Source organism: Microbispora sp. NPDC046973, assembly GCF_040644495.1.
Taxonomy (GTDB): Bacteria; Actinomycetota; Actinomycetes; order Streptosporangiales; family Streptosporangiaceae; genus Microbispora.
Genome location: NZ_JBEYWQ010000001.1, coordinates 116,313 through 133,676, shown reverse-complemented (window position 1 = coordinate 133,676; position 17,364 = coordinate 116,313). Strand labels below are relative to the sequence as shown.

Below are 17,364 nucleotides of genomic sequence, written 5' to 3'. Positions count from 1 at the left end.
GGCGATATAGGGTCGTCCGGGTGACGGTAAACGACACCCCGGGGGACGGAATGGACCGAGAGCTCACCCTGATGGCCGTGCACGCGCACCCCGACGACGAGGTGATCAGCACCGGCGGGATCCTCGCGAGGTACACCGCCGAAGGGATCCGTACGGTTCTGGTGACGTGCACCAACGGCGAGCAGGGGGACGGCCCCGGCGGCGTGAAGCCGGGTGAGCCCGGCCACGACGACGCCGCGGTCGCCGAGCGGCGGCTGGCCGAGTTGCGCGAGTCGGTCGCCCACCTCGGCATCGATCACGTGGAGCTGCTGGGCTACCGCGACTCCGGCATGGACGGCTGGGACGGCAACGGCCACCCCGGCGCGTTCGCGAACGTCCCGGTCGAGACGGCCGCCGCCAAGCTCGCCGCGCTGATGGAGCGCTACCGCCCGCAGGTGGTCGTCACCTACGACGAGAACGGCAACTACGGGCACCCCGACCACATCCAGGCCCACCGCATCGCGGTCGCGGCGGCCGAGAAGACCGGCATTCCGGACAAGTTCTACTACACCGCCGTGCCGCGTGAGGGCATCCGGCAGATGTTCGAGTCCATGCGGGCGAACGGCATGACCCCGGACGACTTCGAGCTCCCCGAGGACTTCGGCACGCCGGACGAGCTCATCACCAGCGTCGTGGACGTCTCGCCCTATGTGGAGAACAAGCTGAAGGCCCTGCAGGCCCACGCGAGCCAGGGCGAGAACATCCCCTTCCTGAGGATGCCGCCGGAGGCCCAGCACCAGGCCTTCTCCCGCGAGTACTTCATCCGTACGACGTCCCGGGTGGCCGCGCCCGACCAGGAAGACGACCTGTTCGCCGGCCTGCGCTGAAGCCGCGTCCGGAGCCCGCCGGCCTTGGATGTGGCCGGCGTCATGGGTTCGGCACGCCGTCTCGTGCCGGGGCCGGCAGCGTTCGCGCGAGCCAGCCGGTGACGAGCTCCGTGACCTGCGCGTCGATCGGCTCGCGCGCCTCACTCCGGTAGGCGCGCAGCGACGGCGGTCCGGGCTGCCTGCGCAGGATGTGGCTGAGATCGGGGATCACGTGGGTCTCGATCGGTCCAGGCACCAGCTCCGCCATGCGGGCCAGATCCTCCGGGTTCACCTGGAGGTCCTTGTCTCCCGTGACGGCCAGCACCGGCGCCTGGATCCGGGCGAGATCGGCCGCGGGATCGTAGTCGAGGAACTCGCGGGTCCACCGGGCGTTCACCCGGACCCCGCCGATGCGGGCGACGTCGGTCGTCGTACGGCGGATGCGCTCGTGGTTCTTGGTCACCTTGGCGACCAGGTCGGTGCGGGTGAGGCGCAGCACGGCGCGGACGAACGCCGGCATGGTCGGCGCGAGGCGAGCGGCCTGCCAGCGCAGCGTCTCCGCCCCGCTCCTGGCGGTGCCGGCCAGCAGCACGACCGCCGCCACCGCTGGGTCGCGGGCCGCGAGGTTCGTCGCGATCAGGGCGCCCTCGCTGTGCCCGACCGGCGCCGTGCGGCCGGGGTCGATCTCCGGACGCCGGCGCAGCGCGGCCAGCGCGGCTGCGGCGTCGTCCATGTTGTCGCGGAACCCGGTCGTCAGGAAGCCACCGGTGCTGGCCCCCACTCCCCGCTTGTCGTAGCGGAGCGACGCGATCCCGGCGGCCGCGAACGCCTCGGCCAGCTGACGGGTCACGCCGAGGGGGAGGCGCCGATGGTCGGAGTCGCGGTCGACCGGTCCCGAGCCCGGGACCAGCAGCACCGCCGGGAAGGGCCCGTCGCCGTCGGGCAGGGTCAGCGTGCCGGCGAGCCGCTCACCGCCCGAGGTGAAGGCGAGGTCGATGTCGCGCATCGTGCCGGTCGTCTCAGGCGCCGGAGAGGGTGGCGACCACGGCCTGCGGGTCGTCCACGCTGAGCAGCAGCGAGGAGTAGCCGTGCCCGTCGAGGTGGATCCGCACCGCCGGCCGGCCGTGGCGCACGTCGACGAACTCCCTGCCCGACCGGCTGTGCCAGGTGCCGAGCTTGCGCCATCCGGGCACGCCGAGGCCGGTGCGCACGCCCCGGGCCGCGCCGAGCGCGTCGTCCACGATCTCGGCCGACCGGACCACCGAGCGCGGAACGCGTAGGTCGGCGCGCAGAGCGGCGGCCTTCTCCGCGGCGGTGAGTCGGATTTCGACGGCGTCGGGGGTGATGGTCACGGTGCTCATGGCGTTCCTCGCTTGTCGTCGCTGTGGTGAGGCCGATTGTTCTCGATTATGAGAATGATGTCAAATGTGAGAACGTAAGGCCATGACAACGGCCGAGCTGCTGCTGCACCCGATCCGGCTGCGCATCGTCCAGGCGCTCCTGGGCGAGCGGATGCTGACGACGGCCGACCTGCGCGCGGAGCTTCCCGACGTGCCGCCCGCGACCCTTTATCGGCAGGTCGCGGCGCTGGTCGAGGGCGAGGTTCTCGAGATCGCGGCGGAGCGCAAGGTGCGGGGCACCTTCGAACGCACCTACCGGCTGCGTACGGCCAACGCGAACGTCAGTGCCGAGGAGGCGGCCGGGCTGGGCGTGGAGGAGCACCGTCAGGCGTTCATGACGTTCGTCGCGTCGCTGCTGGCCAACTTCGACCGCTACCTCACGCGCGAGGACGTCGACCTCGGCCGCGACGGCGTGGGATTCCGGCAGGCCGCCATGTATCTCAGCGACGAGGAGTTCCTGGACCTCCTGCGCGACCTGCGAGAAGTGCTCGGTGCGCGGCTCGCCAACCAGCCCGCGCCGGGCCGCACCCGGCGCATCCTGTCCACCATCGTCATGCCGACCTGAAACGCCGGCGTCACGCTCCCGCCTGGAGGAGACGGCGCCCCAGGGCCTCGGCGGCCTCCCGCAGTTCGCGTGACCCGACGATGCGGAAGGGCGCCCGGATCGCCGTGAGCTGCCGGACGTACCAGTCCGGTTCGTCCGTGCTGCCCACCAGGCGCGTGCTGGTCGCGTCGATCGGCTCGCGTCGGCCCAGACTGCGCGGGATCCACTCGGCCACGGCCTCGGCCGGCGCGTCGACGACGACCTCCACCTGGTGCCGCCACCCCGCCGACAAATGGTCTTCCAGCATCTCCGCCGGGTCGAGATCGGCCGGAGGGACGGCCGGAACGTCGAGAACCTCGACGCCCGCCACCTTGTCCACCCGCAGCACCCGGCGGGCGTTCTTCGTGTGCGACCAGCACAGGAGATACCACCGGCCACGGCGTACGACGAGAGCCCACGGGTCGATCTCCATGACCCGCTCGTCTCCGGGGCGGATGCGATAGCCGACCCGCAACCGGCGGCGCCCGGCGCAGGCCTGCACGAGGACGGCGGTGGTCTCCGGGCTGGGAGTCCTGGCCCCGGGCTCGGGGTGTCTCGTGCTCAGGCTCCGCACCGCCGCGGCCGGCCCGGCGACCTCCTCGGGAAGCACCCGCAGGATCTTGCCGAGCGCGCCGCCCACGGAATCGGCCGGGTCCGCCGAGTCATGGCGGCCGTCCAGCACGGCCATGACCAGCCCGAGCGCCTCGGCCTGCGTGAACATCAGGGGAGGCAGCCGGAGCCCACGGCCGACGCGGTATCCCCCGTAGGGGCCGCGTTCCGACTCGATCGGGATGCCGGCCTCACGCAGGATGCCGACGTATCGCCGGGCGGCCCGCTCGGAGACGCCGAGCCGGCCCGCCAGCCGTTCCGCCGTGATGCCGGGGCTGCTCTGGACCAGTTCGAGGAGCAGGAGCGCCCGCGCGGTCGGGCTCTGGTCGTGCGTCATTCGGCAACCCGTCACATTCCGGAAGTGGATCGTCCGAAATGCACCGTAGCCTGTCCCCCATGACCGAAAACATCCTTCATGAGCCGCCGGTCGCGGGCGACGAGATCGACACCTTGCTGGGCTCCCTGGACCGCCAGCGCCGGATCTTCGCGTGGAAGTGCGGCGGGCTCGACGCGGCCGGACTGCGGGCGACCACCGCCGCCTCGTCCATGACGCTGGGAGGGCTGCTCAAGCACATGGCCCTGGTGGAGGACGACATGTTCTCCCAGAAGCTGTTCGGGCGACCGCCTGCGCCGCCGTGGGACACGGTGGACTTCGACGCCGACCCCGACTGGGAGTGGCGCACGGCCGCCGACGACACTCCCGAGCGGTTGACGACGTTGTGGCAGGACGCGGTGGCCCGCTCCCGGGCCGGCGTACGGCAGGCGCTGGCCGAGGGCGGCCTCGGGCGGCTCGCGGCGTACACCGGCTCCCGCGGGGAGTCGCCCAGCCTCCGCCGCCTACTGATCGACATGATCGAGGAGTACGCCCGCCACGTCGGGCACGCCGACCTCATCCGCGAGTCCGTCGACGGCCTGGTCGGAGAGGACCAGCCGGCGGAATGAGGCAAGACGACACCGAGCCCATTCCCGCCGATCGGCTCGTCGTCGTCCCCGCCAACCGGGCGTCGTGGGGCGACCTGCAGGCGATCTTCGGCACGACCGACTGCCATTGCCAGCGCTACAAGATCTTCACCTATCAGTGGCGCTCGGTCTCCGACGCCGAGCGTGCTGCGCGGCTGCGCGAGCAGACCGGCTGCGGAACCCCTGGAGCCCGGTCGACCAGCGGTCTCGTGGCCTACCTGGACGATGAGCCGGTCGGGTGGTGTGCGGTCGAGCCCCGGACGGCCTACCCCCAGCTGACGCGCACCCGCGTCCCCTGGACCGGGCGGCAGGAGGACGAGACCGACGACGGGGTCTGGGCCGTGACCTGCTTCGTCACCCGCAAGGGCTTTCGCCGGCGTGGGGTGACGTACGCGCTCGCACGCGCCACGATCGACTTCGCACGCGAGCGGGGAGCCCGGGCCCTGGAGGCGTACCCGATGATCACCCGGCCGGGCGTCGACATCACCTGGGGCGAGCTCCACGTCGGCAGCCGCGACGTCTTCCTCGACGCGGGGTTCACCGAGGTGAGCAGGCCGACCCTCAGGCGAGCCGTCGTGCGGATCGACTTCTGACCGCCCCGCCGAGCTTCGGCGCGGTCAGTCGGAGATCGCGATGCGGAGGCGGCGGAACCCGCGGCCCTTGCTCTCGATCTTGGCGACCTTGATCCTGCCGATCTGCTTGGTCGAGGCGACATGCGTCCCCCCGTCGGCCTGGGTGTCCAGGCCCACGATGTCGATGATCCGCACCTCGGGGATGTCCTCCGGCACCAGGTTCGTCGCGGTGCGGATGATGTCGGGGATCGCGAAGGCCTCCGCACGAGGCAGCACCCGCACGTCGATCCGGCGGTCGGCGGCGATCTCGGCGTTGCACGCCTCCTCGACCGCCTCCTTGAAGCCGGGCGGCACCTCGGGGAGGTTGAAGTCCATCCGCGCGGTCATCGGCTCCATGTTGCCGCCGGTGACCAGGGCCCCGTAGTCGCGGAACACGACACCGCACAGCACGTGCAGGCCCGAGTGGGTGCGCATGAGCGCGGAGCGCCGCTCGTCGGCGACCGCCGCCCGCACGACCGTGCCGGCCGGCGGGATCGGGTCGTCCGCGGCCGGGACGAGATAGAGATCGTCTCCCTTGCGCACGCCCTCGATGCGGGTCTCGACGCCCTGCCACAGCAGCACGCCCTGGTCCGGCGGCTGGCCTCCGCCGCCCGGGTAGAAGGCCGATCGGTCCAGGACGATCCCGTCCGGCGTGGCCTCCAGCACGACGGCCTCGAAAGACCGCAGGCCCTGGTCGGCCAGCTCCAGCCGCCTCGTCCGCCCGTGAAGATCGAACGTCACCTCACCGAGTCTAGGTCGTGTCTGGCAAATCAAGCCCTGCTGCGCGTGGCCCAGGCGGCGCGGGCCGTACGGTCCGCGCCCGGGACGGTGTCGTCGGTCAGGACCGGAATCGCCAGCCGGGTAGGCCGGGCATGGGTCCGGACGGCACGGGCCACGGGGCACTACGCAGCGTGACCTCGGCGGGCGGCACCGCCGGGCAGCGGGTGCCCCGGGCCGGGAGCGTGCGCGCGACCAGGTAGCGGTCGAACGCCCCCGTCGTGCAGTCCCCGACCACCTCGTCCTCCTGCCGGCGCGGCTCGGCCGGCAGCGACACGGAGGGCCGGCCGCCGCTGTCCAGCGCGACGAGCACATCCGCGAGTTGCGACCAGGCCGGCCCGTAGAAGGCGCCGAAGACCAGGGACAGCAGGGAGATCCGGTTGAGGGAGACCGACGGGTCCCCGGGGAACGGCAGTTCGCCCCGGTCGGCGCGGGCGATCAGGCCGGCCCACAGTGCCCGTACGCCACGCCCGATCCGCCGGGGCCGCCCGGATTGATGACGAGCGACCCCACCCTGGCCGCCGGGTCGGTCGCCTTGCGCCGGACGAGCGCGAGGTCGATGGTCGCGCCGCGGGGCCGGGCCCAGTCGATCGGCACGGCCAGCGTCCCGCAGTCGGCCGTGGGGTCGTCGGCACAGGGCGTCCAGGTGACGGATGGGGTGGGCCCGCCTCCGCCCTGCTCGGCGGCGCCCGCGGCGACCGGCGAGAGGGGAAGCAGGGCGGCGATGAGGGATGAGACGACGACGCTTAATCGCGCTCGCGCTCGCACACGGCCTCCATTGTGGGGTGACACCATGGAGCGCCAATTATGGACAAACAATGTCAATACGGGAATCTGGCCAGAGACCTAATGTCGTTTCATCCGTTCGGCGTATTCACGACTGTTTCGTCACGTTATATTGTGGCCGGAATTCCTGGTCAGGTGACAGCGCGAGAACCGACCGCGGCGAAGTGCCTCTCCCACCGGTTGTCTCGCAGGTCGGCGCAGTGAGCTTCTCGTAGCCCGCCACCGCCGATCCGCCGGGGCCGGCGACGACCCGGCGGTTGACCCTGCCGGAGCCGGACGCGCAGAGACGCGGTCCGCCGACGGCCCGGCTGCCCGGCGACTGTTGTCACGCACGCTGCTGTCACGCACGCTGCGCGAACCCACACCGGCCCAGGCCGAGGGGACGGCAGCGTGAACACCGAGGGTGACACGAGACGGAGACGGGCGGCCGTCACGCCCCTTTCACCGGCCGGGTTCCTCGATCTCGGCGACGCCGGCCGCGCGGGCCGGCAGGAGCACGGCGGTGACGACCACGGCCAAAGACAGCACCGCGCCGATGATGAAGGCCAGCCGCATGCCCTCGAGGTTGGCGAGCACCTCCGCGGTTCCCGCGGATCTCAGGGCATCGGCTCGCGCGCTCATGACAGTGATCACGAGCGCGGTGCCGAAGGCCGCGGCCACCTGCTGCAGCGTGCTCAGGATCGAGCTGCCGTGGGAGTAGAGCGGCGGAGGAACCGCTCCGAGCCCGAGGGTGAACACGGGGGTGAAGGCCGCGGCCAGACTCACCATCAGCAACGCGTGCAGACCCAGGAGCTGCCAGTACGGCATGGTCATCGTGACCTGCGTGAAGCCGGCGAGCGCGAGCGTGATCCCTATCGCGCCGGGAACGACCAGAACCCGGCCGCCGAAACGGTCGAACAGGCGACCGACGACCGGGCCGAGCAGCCCCATCGCGAGGCCGCCCGGCATCACGAGGAGTCCGGTCTCCAGAGGGCTGAGCTCACGGATGTTCTGCAGGTACAGCGGCAGCAGAATCATCGAACCGAGCATCGCCATGAAGGCCACCGACATCAGGATCAGCGCGATCGTGTAGGTGCGGTGGCGCAGCGTGCGCAGGTCCATCAGCGGCACCCCGCGCTTCTGCAACGACAACTGGCGGACGACGAAGACGGCGATGGCGACCAGGCCCGCTGCGACGATCGCGGCGGCGACGCGGACGTCACCGCCCTCGAACCGGCTGAGCCCGTAGACCAGGCCGCCGAAGCCGGCGGCAGCGGTCACCACGCTCAGCCAGTCGATGGCGCCGGTCTGGGGATCTCCGACGTTCTTGAGCTGCTTCAGGCCGCGCCACGTGATAACCCCGGCTATGGGGAGCACCACGGCGAACAGCAGCCGCCAGGACCCGAATTGGAGGATCAACCCCGAGACCGCCGGGCCCATCGCGGGCGCGACCGAGATGGCCAGGCTGACGTTGCCCATCACGCGGCCCCGGTCCGACTCCGGCACCACCTGCATCAACGTGGTCATCAGCAGCGGCATCATCACGGCCGTCCCGGACGCCTGGATGATCCGGGCGCCCAGCAGCACCTCGAACGACGGCGCGACGGCGGCCAACGTCGTGCCGAGCAGGAACAAACCCATCGCGGTGGCGTACGCGCGACGGGTGGACACCCGCTGTAGGAACCATCCGGTGATCGGGATGACAGCGGCCATGGTCAGCATGAAGGCGGTCGAGAGCCACTGCGCGGTCTGCTCGGTGATGTGCATGGCGTCCATCAGCCGGGGGATCGCGTTGATCATGATCGTCTCGTTGAGGACGACCACGAACGTGGCGAGCACGAGCAGCCGGATCACGGCCGGGGTGCCGCGGGAGACGGCCGTCGCGGTTTTCACGGGTGTATCGGACTGGGCGATGGACACGGCACCTCGATCAGGGTTGGCGGGACAAGACGAGGCCATATGCCGGCCCCAGCTCGGGTCTCCAAGAAGTTGCGGTCATAGAGAGCCTGACAGGCGCCACCGACAAAACTCGTCGTCCGCAGCCAGCATCCCGGCAAGTAACCCGAAATGTCACTTGGTTTTCACCGACGGACGATTCACCACCTGCGGTGAGCCTGAGGCTCGGCTGCCACTGGGGTGACCAAGAGGATCACCACGTGCCCCCGGCGCGAGCAGGGCGGCGCCCGCGCCCTGGTGCCAACGGACGTGGGCCTCGAGGCGCTCGCCGGCCTCCCGGGCCTCTTCCACCTTCCCGGCCAGGACGCCGCAGCGGTCCCGCCAAAGGCCGCCTCGCACGATCGCCTCCCTGCCCGGCGAGGAGGGAGAGGCCGAAAAGTTTCGGACGGGCTTGCGCTCGATTTTCGACAGCAGGAGGGCCGGCTCCCGCGTCCGGCATCCCAGCAGCCGCACCTCGCGCGAACTTACGGGTGGTTTTGACCTCTTGACGTACATCACACACGTTCCTATGGTCTGCATTACTTTCGTAACGCCACAGAAACTTTCGGACGTTCTCGTCGAAGATGGAGTCATCGTGGTCAACCGGAGCCGGCGCCCACGCAGGCCACGTCTTCTCGCCGTTCCGCTGGCCGCGATAGGTCTGCTGCTGGGCATGGCCCGTCCAGCCCTGGCGGACAACCCGACCCCCACGGTCGTCGACTCGACCCGCAGCGGGGGGCAGTCGGTCGGCTTCACCTTCGACGACGGCCCGAATCCGCCCGATACGCTGCGCCTGCTCGGCGTGCTGCGGGAGCACCACGTGAAGGCGGTCTTCTGCCTCTGGGGCGATCACGTGCGGCAGCACCCGGAGGTCGTCCGGCAGATCGTCGCCGACGGGCACACCCTGTGCAATCACGGCATGCGCCACGACGACATGGCGACCTGGCCGGCGGAGCGGATCCGCGCCGATCTGCTGGAGACGAGCGCCGCCATCCGGGCGGCGGCGCCGGGGGCGCACATCCCGTACTTCCGAGCCCCGTACGGCAGTTGGGGGCAGACGCCGACCGTCGCCGCCGATCTCGGCATGCAGGCGCTGGGCTGGCGTCTGGCCATCGGCGACTGGGAGCCGCCGGGCACCGCCGAGCTGATCCGCCGCCTGCGAGAAGGGATCACGCCGGGCGCGGTGGTCCTGATGCACGACGGCGGCGGGGACCGGAGTCAGACCGTCGACGCCGTCGACACGGTCATCCCCGCGCTTCGGTCGGAGGGATGGCACCTGTCGCTGCCCGCCCGCCGGGGCTGACCTGAACGCACCACCTCACGAAATCCCCCTTTCAACCCGAGGAGTTCCTTTGCTTCGTCCCGCACTGTCCATCGGCCTCCTGAGCGCCACGGTCCTGCTGGGCGGGGTGGCTCTCACCGGCTCGGCCTCGGCCGAACCCGGCGCCGCCCCCGCACAGTCCCAGGCCGTCAAGTACCCCGCGGACTCGCTGCGCGCCCTCGGCGACCGGGTCGGTCTGCGCATCGGCACCGCCGTGAACACGGACGAACTCGGCAGCAACGCCGACTACACCCGGATCACGGCCGAGCAGTTCTCCAGCGTCACTCCCGAGAACGTGATGAAGTGGCAGCTGGTGGAGCCCACCCGCGGCACGTACGACTGGGCCGCCGCCGACCGGCTGGTGGCCTTCGCGAAGCAGAACAAGCAGCTGGTCCGCGGCCACACGCTGGTGTGGCACAGCCAGCTGCCCACCTGGCTCTCCTCCGACGGCTACACGACCACCCTGTCCAACGACGAGCTGAAGGCCCTGCTCAAGAAGCACATCCAGGACCAGGTGAAGCACTTCAGGGGCGACATCTGGCAGTGGGACGTGGTCAACGAGGCGTTCGACGACGACGGGAAGCCCCGCCAGACCATCTGGTACAAGGCGTGGGGCGGCCTCGGCTACATCGCCGACGCCTTCCGCTGGGCCCGCGAGGCCGACCCCAAGGCCCTGCTGTTCTACAACGACTACAACCTCGAGTTCACCGGGGCGAAGAGCAACGCCGTGTACGACCTCGTACGGTCGCTGAAGGCGCAGCGTGTGCCCATCGACGGCGTCGGCTTCCAGGGCCACCTGGACACCCAGTACGGCTTCCCCGACCTGCAGAACAACCTGCAGCGCTTCGCGGATCTCGGCCTCAAGGTGGCCGAGACCGAGGTGGACGTCCGCACGTTCACGCAGGCCGCGCCGAACGTGAACACCCCGACCAGCCCGCTGGCCTCGTACGCCCAGGAGAGCTACTGGTCCCGCGCCCTGCAGGCCTGCCTGGCGGTGCGCGAGTGCATCTCGTTCACCCCGTGGGGATTCGGCGACACGTACTCCTGGATCCCCGGCTGGTTCGACGACCCGCAGGAGGGCGCCGCCCTGCTGTATGACGGGAACCTGCAGCCCAAGTCGCAGTACTACGTGCTCCAGCAGGACCTGGCGCTCGCCGCGGGCGCTCCGCACCGCTCCGGCCCGGGCGCGGGTCGCAACTGACCGTACCGGCACACAGGCACGGGGCCGCACTCCACGAGTGCGGCCCCGTTCGCCGCACAATGCCATATAACGTGCGGCGGGTTGTCCTCGTCCAAGAGGTGGACCGGCGCCGGCCGGTCTCCCGGCCCGTCATGGATACGTAAGCATTCGCGGGGCCGGGCGGCGGTACGGTCGCGACTGTGCTTCCGAATGTCCTTTCCGGCGCGGATCGCGATTCGCCGTCGTGCCGTGAAAAGAGGCCGGACGATGGTGCGTGATTCTGTCATGCGGGAACGGGTCGAAACGCTTCTGCGAGGTGTGCCCGGCCGTTTCGGCAGCGTGCTGCACTCCGAGCGCGTTGCCGCCCGGCTCGGGCTGTGGCTCGGGATCAGCTTCACCGTGGCCTTCGCCACCGGCCTGTTCAGCCACTTCACGCAGCATCCACCCGGCCGCCTGGCGTGGCCGTCCCGGCCGGTCGGGCTTTATCGGGTCACGCAGGGACTCCACGTCATCGGCGGGCTGGCGACGATTCCGCTGCTTCTCGCGAAGCTCTGGACCGTTTATCCGAAGCTGTGGCAGTGGCCGCCCTTCCGATCGCTCTCCCACGCCGTGGAACGCGCCCTGGTGCTCGTTCTCGTCGGTGCTTCGCTGTTCCAGTCGATAACCGGCCTGCTCAATGTCTCGTACGTTTACCTGTGGCCGTTCTCTTTCCCGGTCGCGCATTACTGGACGGCGTATCTTCTGTACGGGGCACTGATCATTCATGTCGTCAACGAATGGGCGAAGGTGCGCAGGCAGCTGTGGACACGGGAGCAGGTCGAACCCCAGGAGGCGGTGACGGCGCGGCGTCGCTTCCTCGGCACCGTGGCCGCCGCGTCGGGCCTCACCGTCCTGTTCACGGTGGGCGAGACGTACGCGCCGCTTTCCGGGCTCGCCCTGCTGGCGCCACGCGACCCGCATACCGGCCCGCAGGGCCTCCCGGTCAACAAGTCCGCCGCGGCGGCGGGAGTGACCGCCGTGATCCACGATCCGGGATATCGGCTCACCGTGACCGGCGCGGTGCGCGCGCCGCTGTCCCTGGCGTACGCCGACCTGCTGCGGCTCCCCCAGCACACCGTACGGTTGCCGATCGCCTGCGTGGAGGGCTGGAGCGCCGAGGCCGAGTGGTCGGGCATCCGGCTGCGTGATCTCGCCGCCCTGGCCGGCATCGCCCCGGACGCCGTACTCACGGTCGAGTCGCTGGAGAGGGGCGGGGGATACCGGTCGAGCGAGGTGCGGCCGCCGCACTGGAACGACCCGCTCACGCTGCTGGCGCTGCGGATCGGCGGCGCGCCGCTCGCACCCGACCACGGTTTCCCCGTACGGCTGATCGCGCCGAACCGGCCGGGTGTGCTCCAGACCAAGTGGGTGTCGAAGGTGGTGGCGGCGTGAACGCACCGCGCCTGCTGGGCTACGGACTCGGCGGCGGCCTGATCGTCACCGGACTCGCCGGCCTGGTCGTGGACGCCCGCCTCACCGACCCGCTCGGCTGGGCCCTGTGGTTCGGCGGCCTGATCGTGGCGCACGACGGGGTGCTCGTGCCGCTCGTCCTGCTCACGGGCGTGGCCGTCGGGAGGATGCGCGCGCCGTCGCCGGTGCGGGCCGGGCTGACCGTCGCGGCCGTGCTGTCCCTCCTCGCCCTGCCGATGGTCACGGGTTTCGGCCGCCGGGCCGACAACCCCTCACTCCTGCCGCTGGACTACGGGCGCAACCTGCTCGTCGTCCTGGGCCTGGTCGCGCTCGTGACGGCGCTCGCCGCGATCGCCGTGCGGCTGCGGGCCAAGCGCCGGCGTGGATAGACGCCCGCGGCTCGCGCTGGACCCGGCAGGAGCCCGTACGGCCCGGGCTCATCGTCGTCGGGCACCGGTTGCCGGTGTCGGCGATCAGGACGGGCCGGGTGGTGCGTTCGTGCCATCGGCCGATGCGGTCGAGCGCCGCGTCGAGGTGGCCGGGCCCGGGAGAGGGGAACGCCTGCACCGACAGCCGCGGATGCCGCCGCCGTGGTCGACCTCTGCCTCCACGCGTCGCGCTAGCCGGAGGTGCCGGACACCGCGGCCAGCAGGCCCTCGAAATCCTCGTTGCAGGGACCGCAGGCGCGCAGGTGAGCGGCGATCCCCGGATATCGCCGCCGTGCGGCCTCCGGGTGCCGCGTCACGAGTTCGACGTACACGTGGAGCAGGTCCATCGCCTTGTCGCAGCCCACGTCGCGCGGGTCGGTGCTCAGGAACCGGTCGAGCTCATCCCAGCCGTTCATGACCGCCTCGAAGTGCCGATGTCCAGATAGCCTCGCGCGACGAGCGCGGCGCGCAGCTTCCGCCTGGCGTCGAACATCGCCTTGTAGACGGCGTTGCGGTTCGTGCCCAGCTCGACGGCCAGAGCGTCCGACGGGACGCCGTTCAGCACGATCGCGACGAAGATCCGGCGCTGCCGTTCGGTGAGTTCCTCGTCGACGGCCCGGCGCAGCGCGACGAGCAGATCGTGCCGCTCGAGGCGTTCCGCCGGGTCGAACCCGAACCGGTCGGGCAGGCGCTCCCAGTCCTCACCCTCCAGCGGCACCCCCGGGTCACGCCAGAAGTGGCGGCCGAGCTTGGCCGACACCTCCAGGACGGCGAACTTGTAGACCCAGGTGGTGAACCGGCTCTCACCGCGGAACTGACCGAGCTTCGCGGTGACGGCCAGCAGGGCGTCGGCGGCGGCCTGGTGAGCCACGTCGTCCAACTCGGGCCCGGACAGGCGCAGTCGCGGGGCGCGTCTGCGCACCTCGTTGCCCGCCACGCGTAGCAGGATCGCGTGCAGCCGTTCCAGGGCCGCCTCCCGCTCCGCTCCGGCGCCGCCGAGCGTACGCAGCCACTCGGCCGACTCCGCGTCGGCAGAGGCGAGGATGGCCTGGTTCTCCCCGAGACCGGGATCGGCCGCCATACGTCCGATGGTATTTGACCCCCCGGGAGGTAAGACCTCGGCCGGCGGTGACGCGAAGACAGTGACAAACCCGATTTCCGAGACGACAGGGACATCGACATGACACTGCTTCACCCCGGCGACCGCTTTCCTGACCTGGCCGTGACCCTTCCCGGCGGGGAGACCCTGCACCTGCCCGACGCGCTGGCCGGGCACTTCGGCGTCGTGCTCTTCTATCGGGGTTCGTGGTGCCCCTACTGCAAGGCGCAGTTGCGCGCCTTCCAGCGCTCACTGGACACCCTCAGCGGCGTGGAAGCCAAGGTGGTGGCCCTGTCGGTCGACGACGAGGCCACGACGGGGGAACTGGCCGCCACACTCCGGCTGGACTTCCCGGTCGGCCACAGCGCCGACCCCGACCTGCTGGCCCGCGCGACCGGCGCTTTCGTCAACGACGATCCCAGGTATGTCCAGTCGACCGGCTTCGTGCTCGACCCCGACGGCCGGGTCGTCGTCAGCGTCTACTCCAGCGGCGCGATCGGCCGCCTCGTCCCCGACGACGTCGTCGGCCTGATCCGCTACGTCAGGGAGCACTCGCCCGCCGACTGAATCCGCCCTACAGGGCGACACGGGCAGGCCGGACCGTCACCGGCCTGCCCTGCCGGATCCCGGCGGCTCCGGGACGGTTCCCTCAGCCGATCGGCGTATATCAGAAACGATCAACGGCGTCCGACCGGGGTGAACCCGCAGGCCAGACGCCGTTTTGGCTGGTTGAGCGGAGAGCGTGGGATTCGAACCCACGAGACCGGTCACCCGGCCTAGCGGTTTTCAAGACCGCCGCCATCGTCCACTAGGCGAGCTCTCCCCGGCGCCCCATGCTGGAGCGCCACGCAGCAGCCTAGTCTCTCACTCTCCGGCTCGTGACCGCGACCGCGAAAGAGATCATCCTCTCCTACAGGTGGTCCGGGATCTCCGAGAACCTGGGCTCGGCCAGTGCGTGCGGTCCGGCGAAGCCGTCGCCCACTGAGGCGGCCAGGCGGAGGTAGGCGTCCCGGGTTGCCTGCTGGAGGCGGTCCAGGTCGATCTCCGCGCCCTCCTCCAAATGGGCGTCGTACGGCACGCGGACCACGGTGCGGCAGCGGGCGGCGAAGTGCGCCTCCAGCTTGTCGAGGTCCACGGTGGACTTCGACCGGGGCCGTACGCTGCACAGCACCACGGTGGCGGCCCGGACGAGGTCGCCGTAGTGGTGCGCCTCCAGCCAGTCCAGCGTGGCCGAGGCCGCCCGGGCGCCGTCCACGGACGGCGAGCTGACCAGCACGATCTGGTCGGCCATGCCGAGCACACCCGACATGGCGGAGTGCAGGAGACCGGTGCCGCAGTCGGTGATGCAGATGGAGTAGAAGTTCTCCAGCACGTTCGCCACCGCGTGGTAGTCCTTGGCGCTGAACGCCTCCGACACCGACGGGTCACGGTCCGACGCCAGGATCTCCAGCCGCGAGGGCGTCTGCGAGGTGAAGGCCCGGATGTCCACGTACCGCTTGATCTGCGCGCGCTCGTTCAGCAGGTCGCGTACGGTGGCCGCGGTCTCCAGCTCGACCTTGTCGGAGAGCGTTCCACGGTCGGGGTTGGCGTCGACCGCGATGACACGGTCGCCGCGCACCTGAGCGAGCGTGGCGCCGAGTCCGACGGTCGTCGTGGTCTTGCCCACCCCGCCCTTGAGGCTGAGCACGGCGACCCGGTGGTGGCCGGTGGCGACGGGCGTGCGGGCGCGCTGCACGAGTTCGCGACGCCGCCGCACCTCCGGGGCCTCACCCGGCTTGATCAGCCCGGCGGACGCCTTGTAGACCAGCCGCCGCCAGCCCGTCGCGGGAGCGTTCCGCCGCCCCCTCAGCAGGGTGACCGGGTCGAGGCTGTCGGCGGTCGGCTTCGAGCCTGCCGACCTCCCCGTCGTACGCGCGGGCGAGCTGAAGGCGGAGACGGGGGGAGCCGGCCGGCGCGGGGGCTGGTACGCCTCCCGCTCCGCCACCGCGTCCCGTTCCACGGCGGGCGCCTGGTCCGGTGCGGGGCTCGGCGCCGAAGCCCGCTCTGGCGCGGGTTGAGGCGCCGGGGCACGCTCGGGCGCGGGAGTAGGTGCAGGCGCAGGCAGGGGCGCCGCTGCCGGTGCCGCGACCGGACCCGGCTCGTACGGCTTTCGCTCCTCGGCGGCCAAGTCCTCCCGCAGCGAGCCGGTGAAGCGGTCGTCCGTGAAGTCCGGCACGGCCTCGGCCCGTGGGGCGGCGGCGAACGGAGACGGGGTCTCCGGGGGCGCGGGCGGCTCCTCCGGCTCGGCGGGGCCGGCGGGGTCCTGCTGGGCGGCCGGCACCGGCACGGCGGGTTCCAGCCAGCCCCGCAGCGGCTCCTTCCCCGGCGACAACGTGCCGGACGCCGGGGAGGCGAAGGGCTTGGCCGGCTCGCCGCCGGAGAACGCGCCGACGTTCTTGTAGGCGTCGGTGTCCGCCGGGGAGCCGGCGAAGGCCCCGCCGCCGAAGGACTGTTCGCCGAACAGAGGGGTGGTGAAGGGCGAGGGATCGCTGAGCGGGGTGGGGCGGCCGTCGTCCTCCGCCGGTTCCTGGTCGTCGCCCGGCGTCTGCGGCGTCGCGTCCGAGGCCCCCTCCGGGGACTCCGAGCCCGCGCCGGAAGAGGCGCCGGAAGACCCGCCGAAGGGCGACTCCGATGCCGGCCCGAAAGCCGGCTCGGAGGCCGCCCCGAAGGACGAACCGAAAGGCGAACCGAACGACGGGGCGCTCACCGGCCCGGTCGACGTGGCGGACTCCTCACCCCTCGTCTCCGGCGGTGTGCCGAACGCGGTGCTCGCGGTAGGCGACTCGGCAGGCGGCGCGTCCTCACGCTCCTCGGAGGGCGAGGGCTCGGGCCTGGTCACGAAGGCCGTCGTATCCCCGAAGGCCGCCGTGTCACTCACATTCGTCGTGTCGCCGAAGTTCGTCTCGCCATAGGCCGAGTCGGCGCCATACCCAGACCCAAATCCGGACTTTCCGCCACTTTCATACCCAAAACTCTCGGAATAGCTGGCGCCGAAGAGGGGATCGCGGACGGGACCGGTGGACGACGCCTCCGAAGTCTGCGCGTCCTCCTGCGGCGGGGCGCCGTACGCGGAGCCGGTGGCGCTGTCGGCGGCGCCGCGGAGCAGCCCGCCGGACGCGGGCTCGGAGGGGACGAGGCTCCAGGGGTCGGCGGGGTACGGCGAGGCGGGCTCGGGCTCGGCGGCCGGTGGCGGCGGTGGAGAGGCGAGCGTGGCGGAGGTGACCGCGCTGACCGCTATCTCCACCTCGTCGGGCATTTCCTTGATCGCGTCAAGCCATGCCAGCTGGTCCTCGAGAGAATGCGGATCCTCACGATCATGTCTCGCCACCGTGTACCCCCTCGGGCTGGGCTAATGGGGTAGCA

The 17,364-nt window shown here is 71.1% G+C and carries 19 protein-coding genes and 1 tRNA gene; 9 read left to right on the top strand and 11 right to left on the bottom strand.

What is annotated here, in order from left to right:
* Nucleotides 1-20: 20 nt before the first annotated feature.
* Nucleotides 21-866 (top strand): PIG-L family deacetylase, encoded by an 846-nt coding sequence (locus ABZ860_RS00665; protein WP_357213052.1) that lies wholly within the window; start codon nt 21-23, stop codon nt 864-866.
* A gap of 40 nt (nt 867-906) precedes the next feature.
* On the opposite strand, the gene ABZ860_RS00660 is transcribed toward ABZ860_RS00665, so the two are convergent.
* Both ABZ860_RS00660 and ABZ860_RS00655 read right to left on the bottom strand, forming a co-directional pair.
* Complete coding sequence (locus ABZ860_RS00660) at nt 907-1,851, bottom strand: alpha/beta fold hydrolase (RefSeq protein ID WP_357213050.1); 945 nt, start codon at nt 1,849-1,851, stop codon at nt 907-909.
* Nucleotides 1,852-1,864: 13 nt separating this feature from the next.
* Entirely contained in the window at nt 1,865-2,206 is a 342-nt protein-coding gene (locus ABZ860_RS00655; RefSeq protein WP_357213047.1) for a hypothetical protein, read from the bottom strand.
* A gap of 82 nt (nt 2,207-2,288) precedes the next feature.
* Here ABZ860_RS00655 and ABZ860_RS00650 point away from each other — a divergent pair, with 82 nt between their 5' ends.
* Nucleotides 2,289-2,810 carry a helix-turn-helix domain-containing protein gene (locus ABZ860_RS00650; RefSeq protein WP_357213045.1) on the top strand — a complete coding sequence of 174 codons (522 nt, stop codon included), beginning with the start codon at nt 2,289-2,291 and terminating at the stop codon, nt 2,808-2,810.
* A 10-nt stretch (nt 2,811-2,820) separates the two neighbouring features.
* Here the strand turns inward: ABZ860_RS00650 and ABZ860_RS00645 are convergent, their stop codons facing one another.
* Nucleotides 2,821-3,774 carry a WYL domain-containing protein gene (locus ABZ860_RS00645; protein WP_357213042.1) on the bottom strand — a complete coding sequence of 318 codons (954 nt, stop codon included), beginning with the start codon at nt 3,772-3,774 and terminating at the stop codon, nt 2,821-2,823.
* 59 nt (nt 3,775-3,833) lie between these two features.
* Here ABZ860_RS00645 and ABZ860_RS00640 point away from each other — a divergent pair, with 59 nt between their 5' ends.
* Together ABZ860_RS00640 and ABZ860_RS00635 are read left to right on the top strand one after the other, a co-directional pair.
* Entirely contained in the window at nt 3,834-4,379 is a 546-nt protein-coding gene (locus ABZ860_RS00640) for a DinB family protein (protein ID WP_357213040.1), read from the top strand.
* Complete coding sequence (locus ABZ860_RS00635) at nt 4,376-4,990, top strand: GNAT family N-acetyltransferase (RefSeq protein WP_357213037.1); 615 nt, start codon at nt 4,376-4,378, stop codon at nt 4,988-4,990. The genes ABZ860_RS00640 and ABZ860_RS00635 overlap by 4 nt, the downstream gene beginning before the upstream one ends.
* Nucleotides 4,991-5,014: 24 nt before the next feature.
* On the opposite strand, the gene ABZ860_RS00630 is transcribed toward ABZ860_RS00635, so the two are convergent.
* The 4 genes from ABZ860_RS00630 to ABZ860_RS00615 form a co-directional block, all read right to left on the bottom strand.
* Nucleotides 5,015-5,749, bottom strand: a complete 735-nt coding sequence (locus ABZ860_RS00630; RefSeq protein WP_357213035.1) for an alanyl-tRNA editing protein — start codon at nt 5,747-5,749, stop codon at nt 5,015-5,017.
* 97 nt (nt 5,750-5,846) lie between these two features.
* Nucleotides 5,847-6,098, bottom strand: a complete 252-nt coding sequence (locus ABZ860_RS00625; RefSeq protein ID WP_357213032.1) for a hypothetical protein — start codon at nt 6,096-6,098, stop codon at nt 5,847-5,849.
* A 125-nt stretch (nt 6,099-6,223) separates the two neighbouring features.
* On the bottom strand, nt 6,224-6,553 hold the full coding sequence (locus ABZ860_RS00620) for a hypothetical protein (RefSeq protein WP_357213030.1): 330 nt from the start codon (nt 6,551-6,553) through the stop codon (nt 6,224-6,226).
* A 459-nt stretch (nt 6,554-7,012) separates the two neighbouring features.
* Entirely contained in the window at nt 7,013-8,443 is a 1,431-nt protein-coding gene (locus ABZ860_RS00615; protein WP_357213027.1) for an MDR family MFS transporter, read from the bottom strand.
* A gap of 715 nt (nt 8,444-9,158) precedes the next feature.
* Here ABZ860_RS00615 and ABZ860_RS00610 point away from each other — a divergent pair.
* The 4 genes from ABZ860_RS00610 (at nt 9,159) to ABZ860_RS00595 (ending at nt 12,824) form a co-directional block, all read left to right on the top strand.
* Complete coding sequence (locus tag ABZ860_RS00610) at nt 9,159-9,788, top strand: polysaccharide deacetylase family protein (RefSeq protein WP_357213024.1); 630 nt, start codon at nt 9,159-9,161, stop codon at nt 9,786-9,788.
* Between the two features lie 49 nt (nt 9,789-9,837).
* Nucleotides 9,838-11,007 carry an endo-1,4-beta-xylanase gene (locus ABZ860_RS00605; protein ID WP_357213021.1) on the top strand — a complete coding sequence of 390 codons (1,170 nt, stop codon included), beginning with the start codon at nt 9,838-9,840 and terminating at the stop codon, nt 11,005-11,007.
* Nucleotides 11,008-11,253: 246 nt separating this feature from the next.
* Entirely contained in the window at nt 11,254-12,417 is a 1,164-nt protein-coding gene (locus ABZ860_RS00600; RefSeq protein ID WP_357213018.1) for a molybdopterin-dependent oxidoreductase, read from the top strand.
* The gene (locus ABZ860_RS00595; RefSeq protein WP_357213016.1) at nt 12,414-12,824 is read left to right on the top strand and encodes a hypothetical protein; all 411 of its coding nucleotides are present in this window, start codon (nt 12,414-12,416) and stop codon (nt 12,822-12,824) included. Before ABZ860_RS00600 ends, ABZ860_RS00595 begins: the two co-directional genes overlap by 4 nt.
* A 230-nt stretch (nt 12,825-13,054) precedes the next feature.
* Here ABZ860_RS00595 and ABZ860_RS00590 read toward each other — a convergent pair whose 3' ends face one another.
* Both ABZ860_RS00590 and ABZ860_RS00585 read right to left on the bottom strand, forming a co-directional pair.
* Nucleotides 13,055-13,279, bottom strand: a complete 225-nt coding sequence (locus tag ABZ860_RS00590) for a hypothetical protein (protein ID WP_357213013.1) — start codon at nt 13,277-13,279, stop codon at nt 13,055-13,057.
* Nucleotides 13,276-13,944, bottom strand: a complete 669-nt coding sequence (locus ABZ860_RS00585) for a sigma-70 family RNA polymerase sigma factor (protein ID WP_357213011.1) — start codon at nt 13,942-13,944, stop codon at nt 13,276-13,278. Before ABZ860_RS00585 ends, ABZ860_RS00590 begins: the two co-directional genes overlap by 4 nt.
* A 99-nt stretch (nt 13,945-14,043) precedes the next feature.
* On the opposite strand from ABZ860_RS00585, the gene ABZ860_RS00580 reads away from it, so the two are divergent.
* A complete protein-coding gene (locus ABZ860_RS00580; protein ID WP_357213008.1) occupies nt 14,044-14,529 on the top strand; it encodes a peroxiredoxin family protein in 486 nt (161 codons plus the stop codon).
* A 167-nt stretch (nt 14,530-14,696) separates the two neighbouring features.
* Here ABZ860_RS00580 and ABZ860_RS00575 read toward each other — a convergent pair.
* Together ABZ860_RS00575 and ABZ860_RS00570 are read right to left on the bottom strand one after the other, a co-directional pair.
* Nucleotides 14,697-14,785 (bottom strand) — tRNA-Ser (locus ABZ860_RS00575).
* An 87-nt stretch (nt 14,786-14,872) separates the two neighbouring features.
* A complete protein-coding gene (locus ABZ860_RS00570) occupies nt 14,873-17,257 on the bottom strand; it encodes an AAA family ATPase (RefSeq protein WP_357213006.1) in 2,385 nt (794 codons plus the stop codon).
* Nucleotides 17,258-17,364 lie beyond the last annotated feature (107 nt).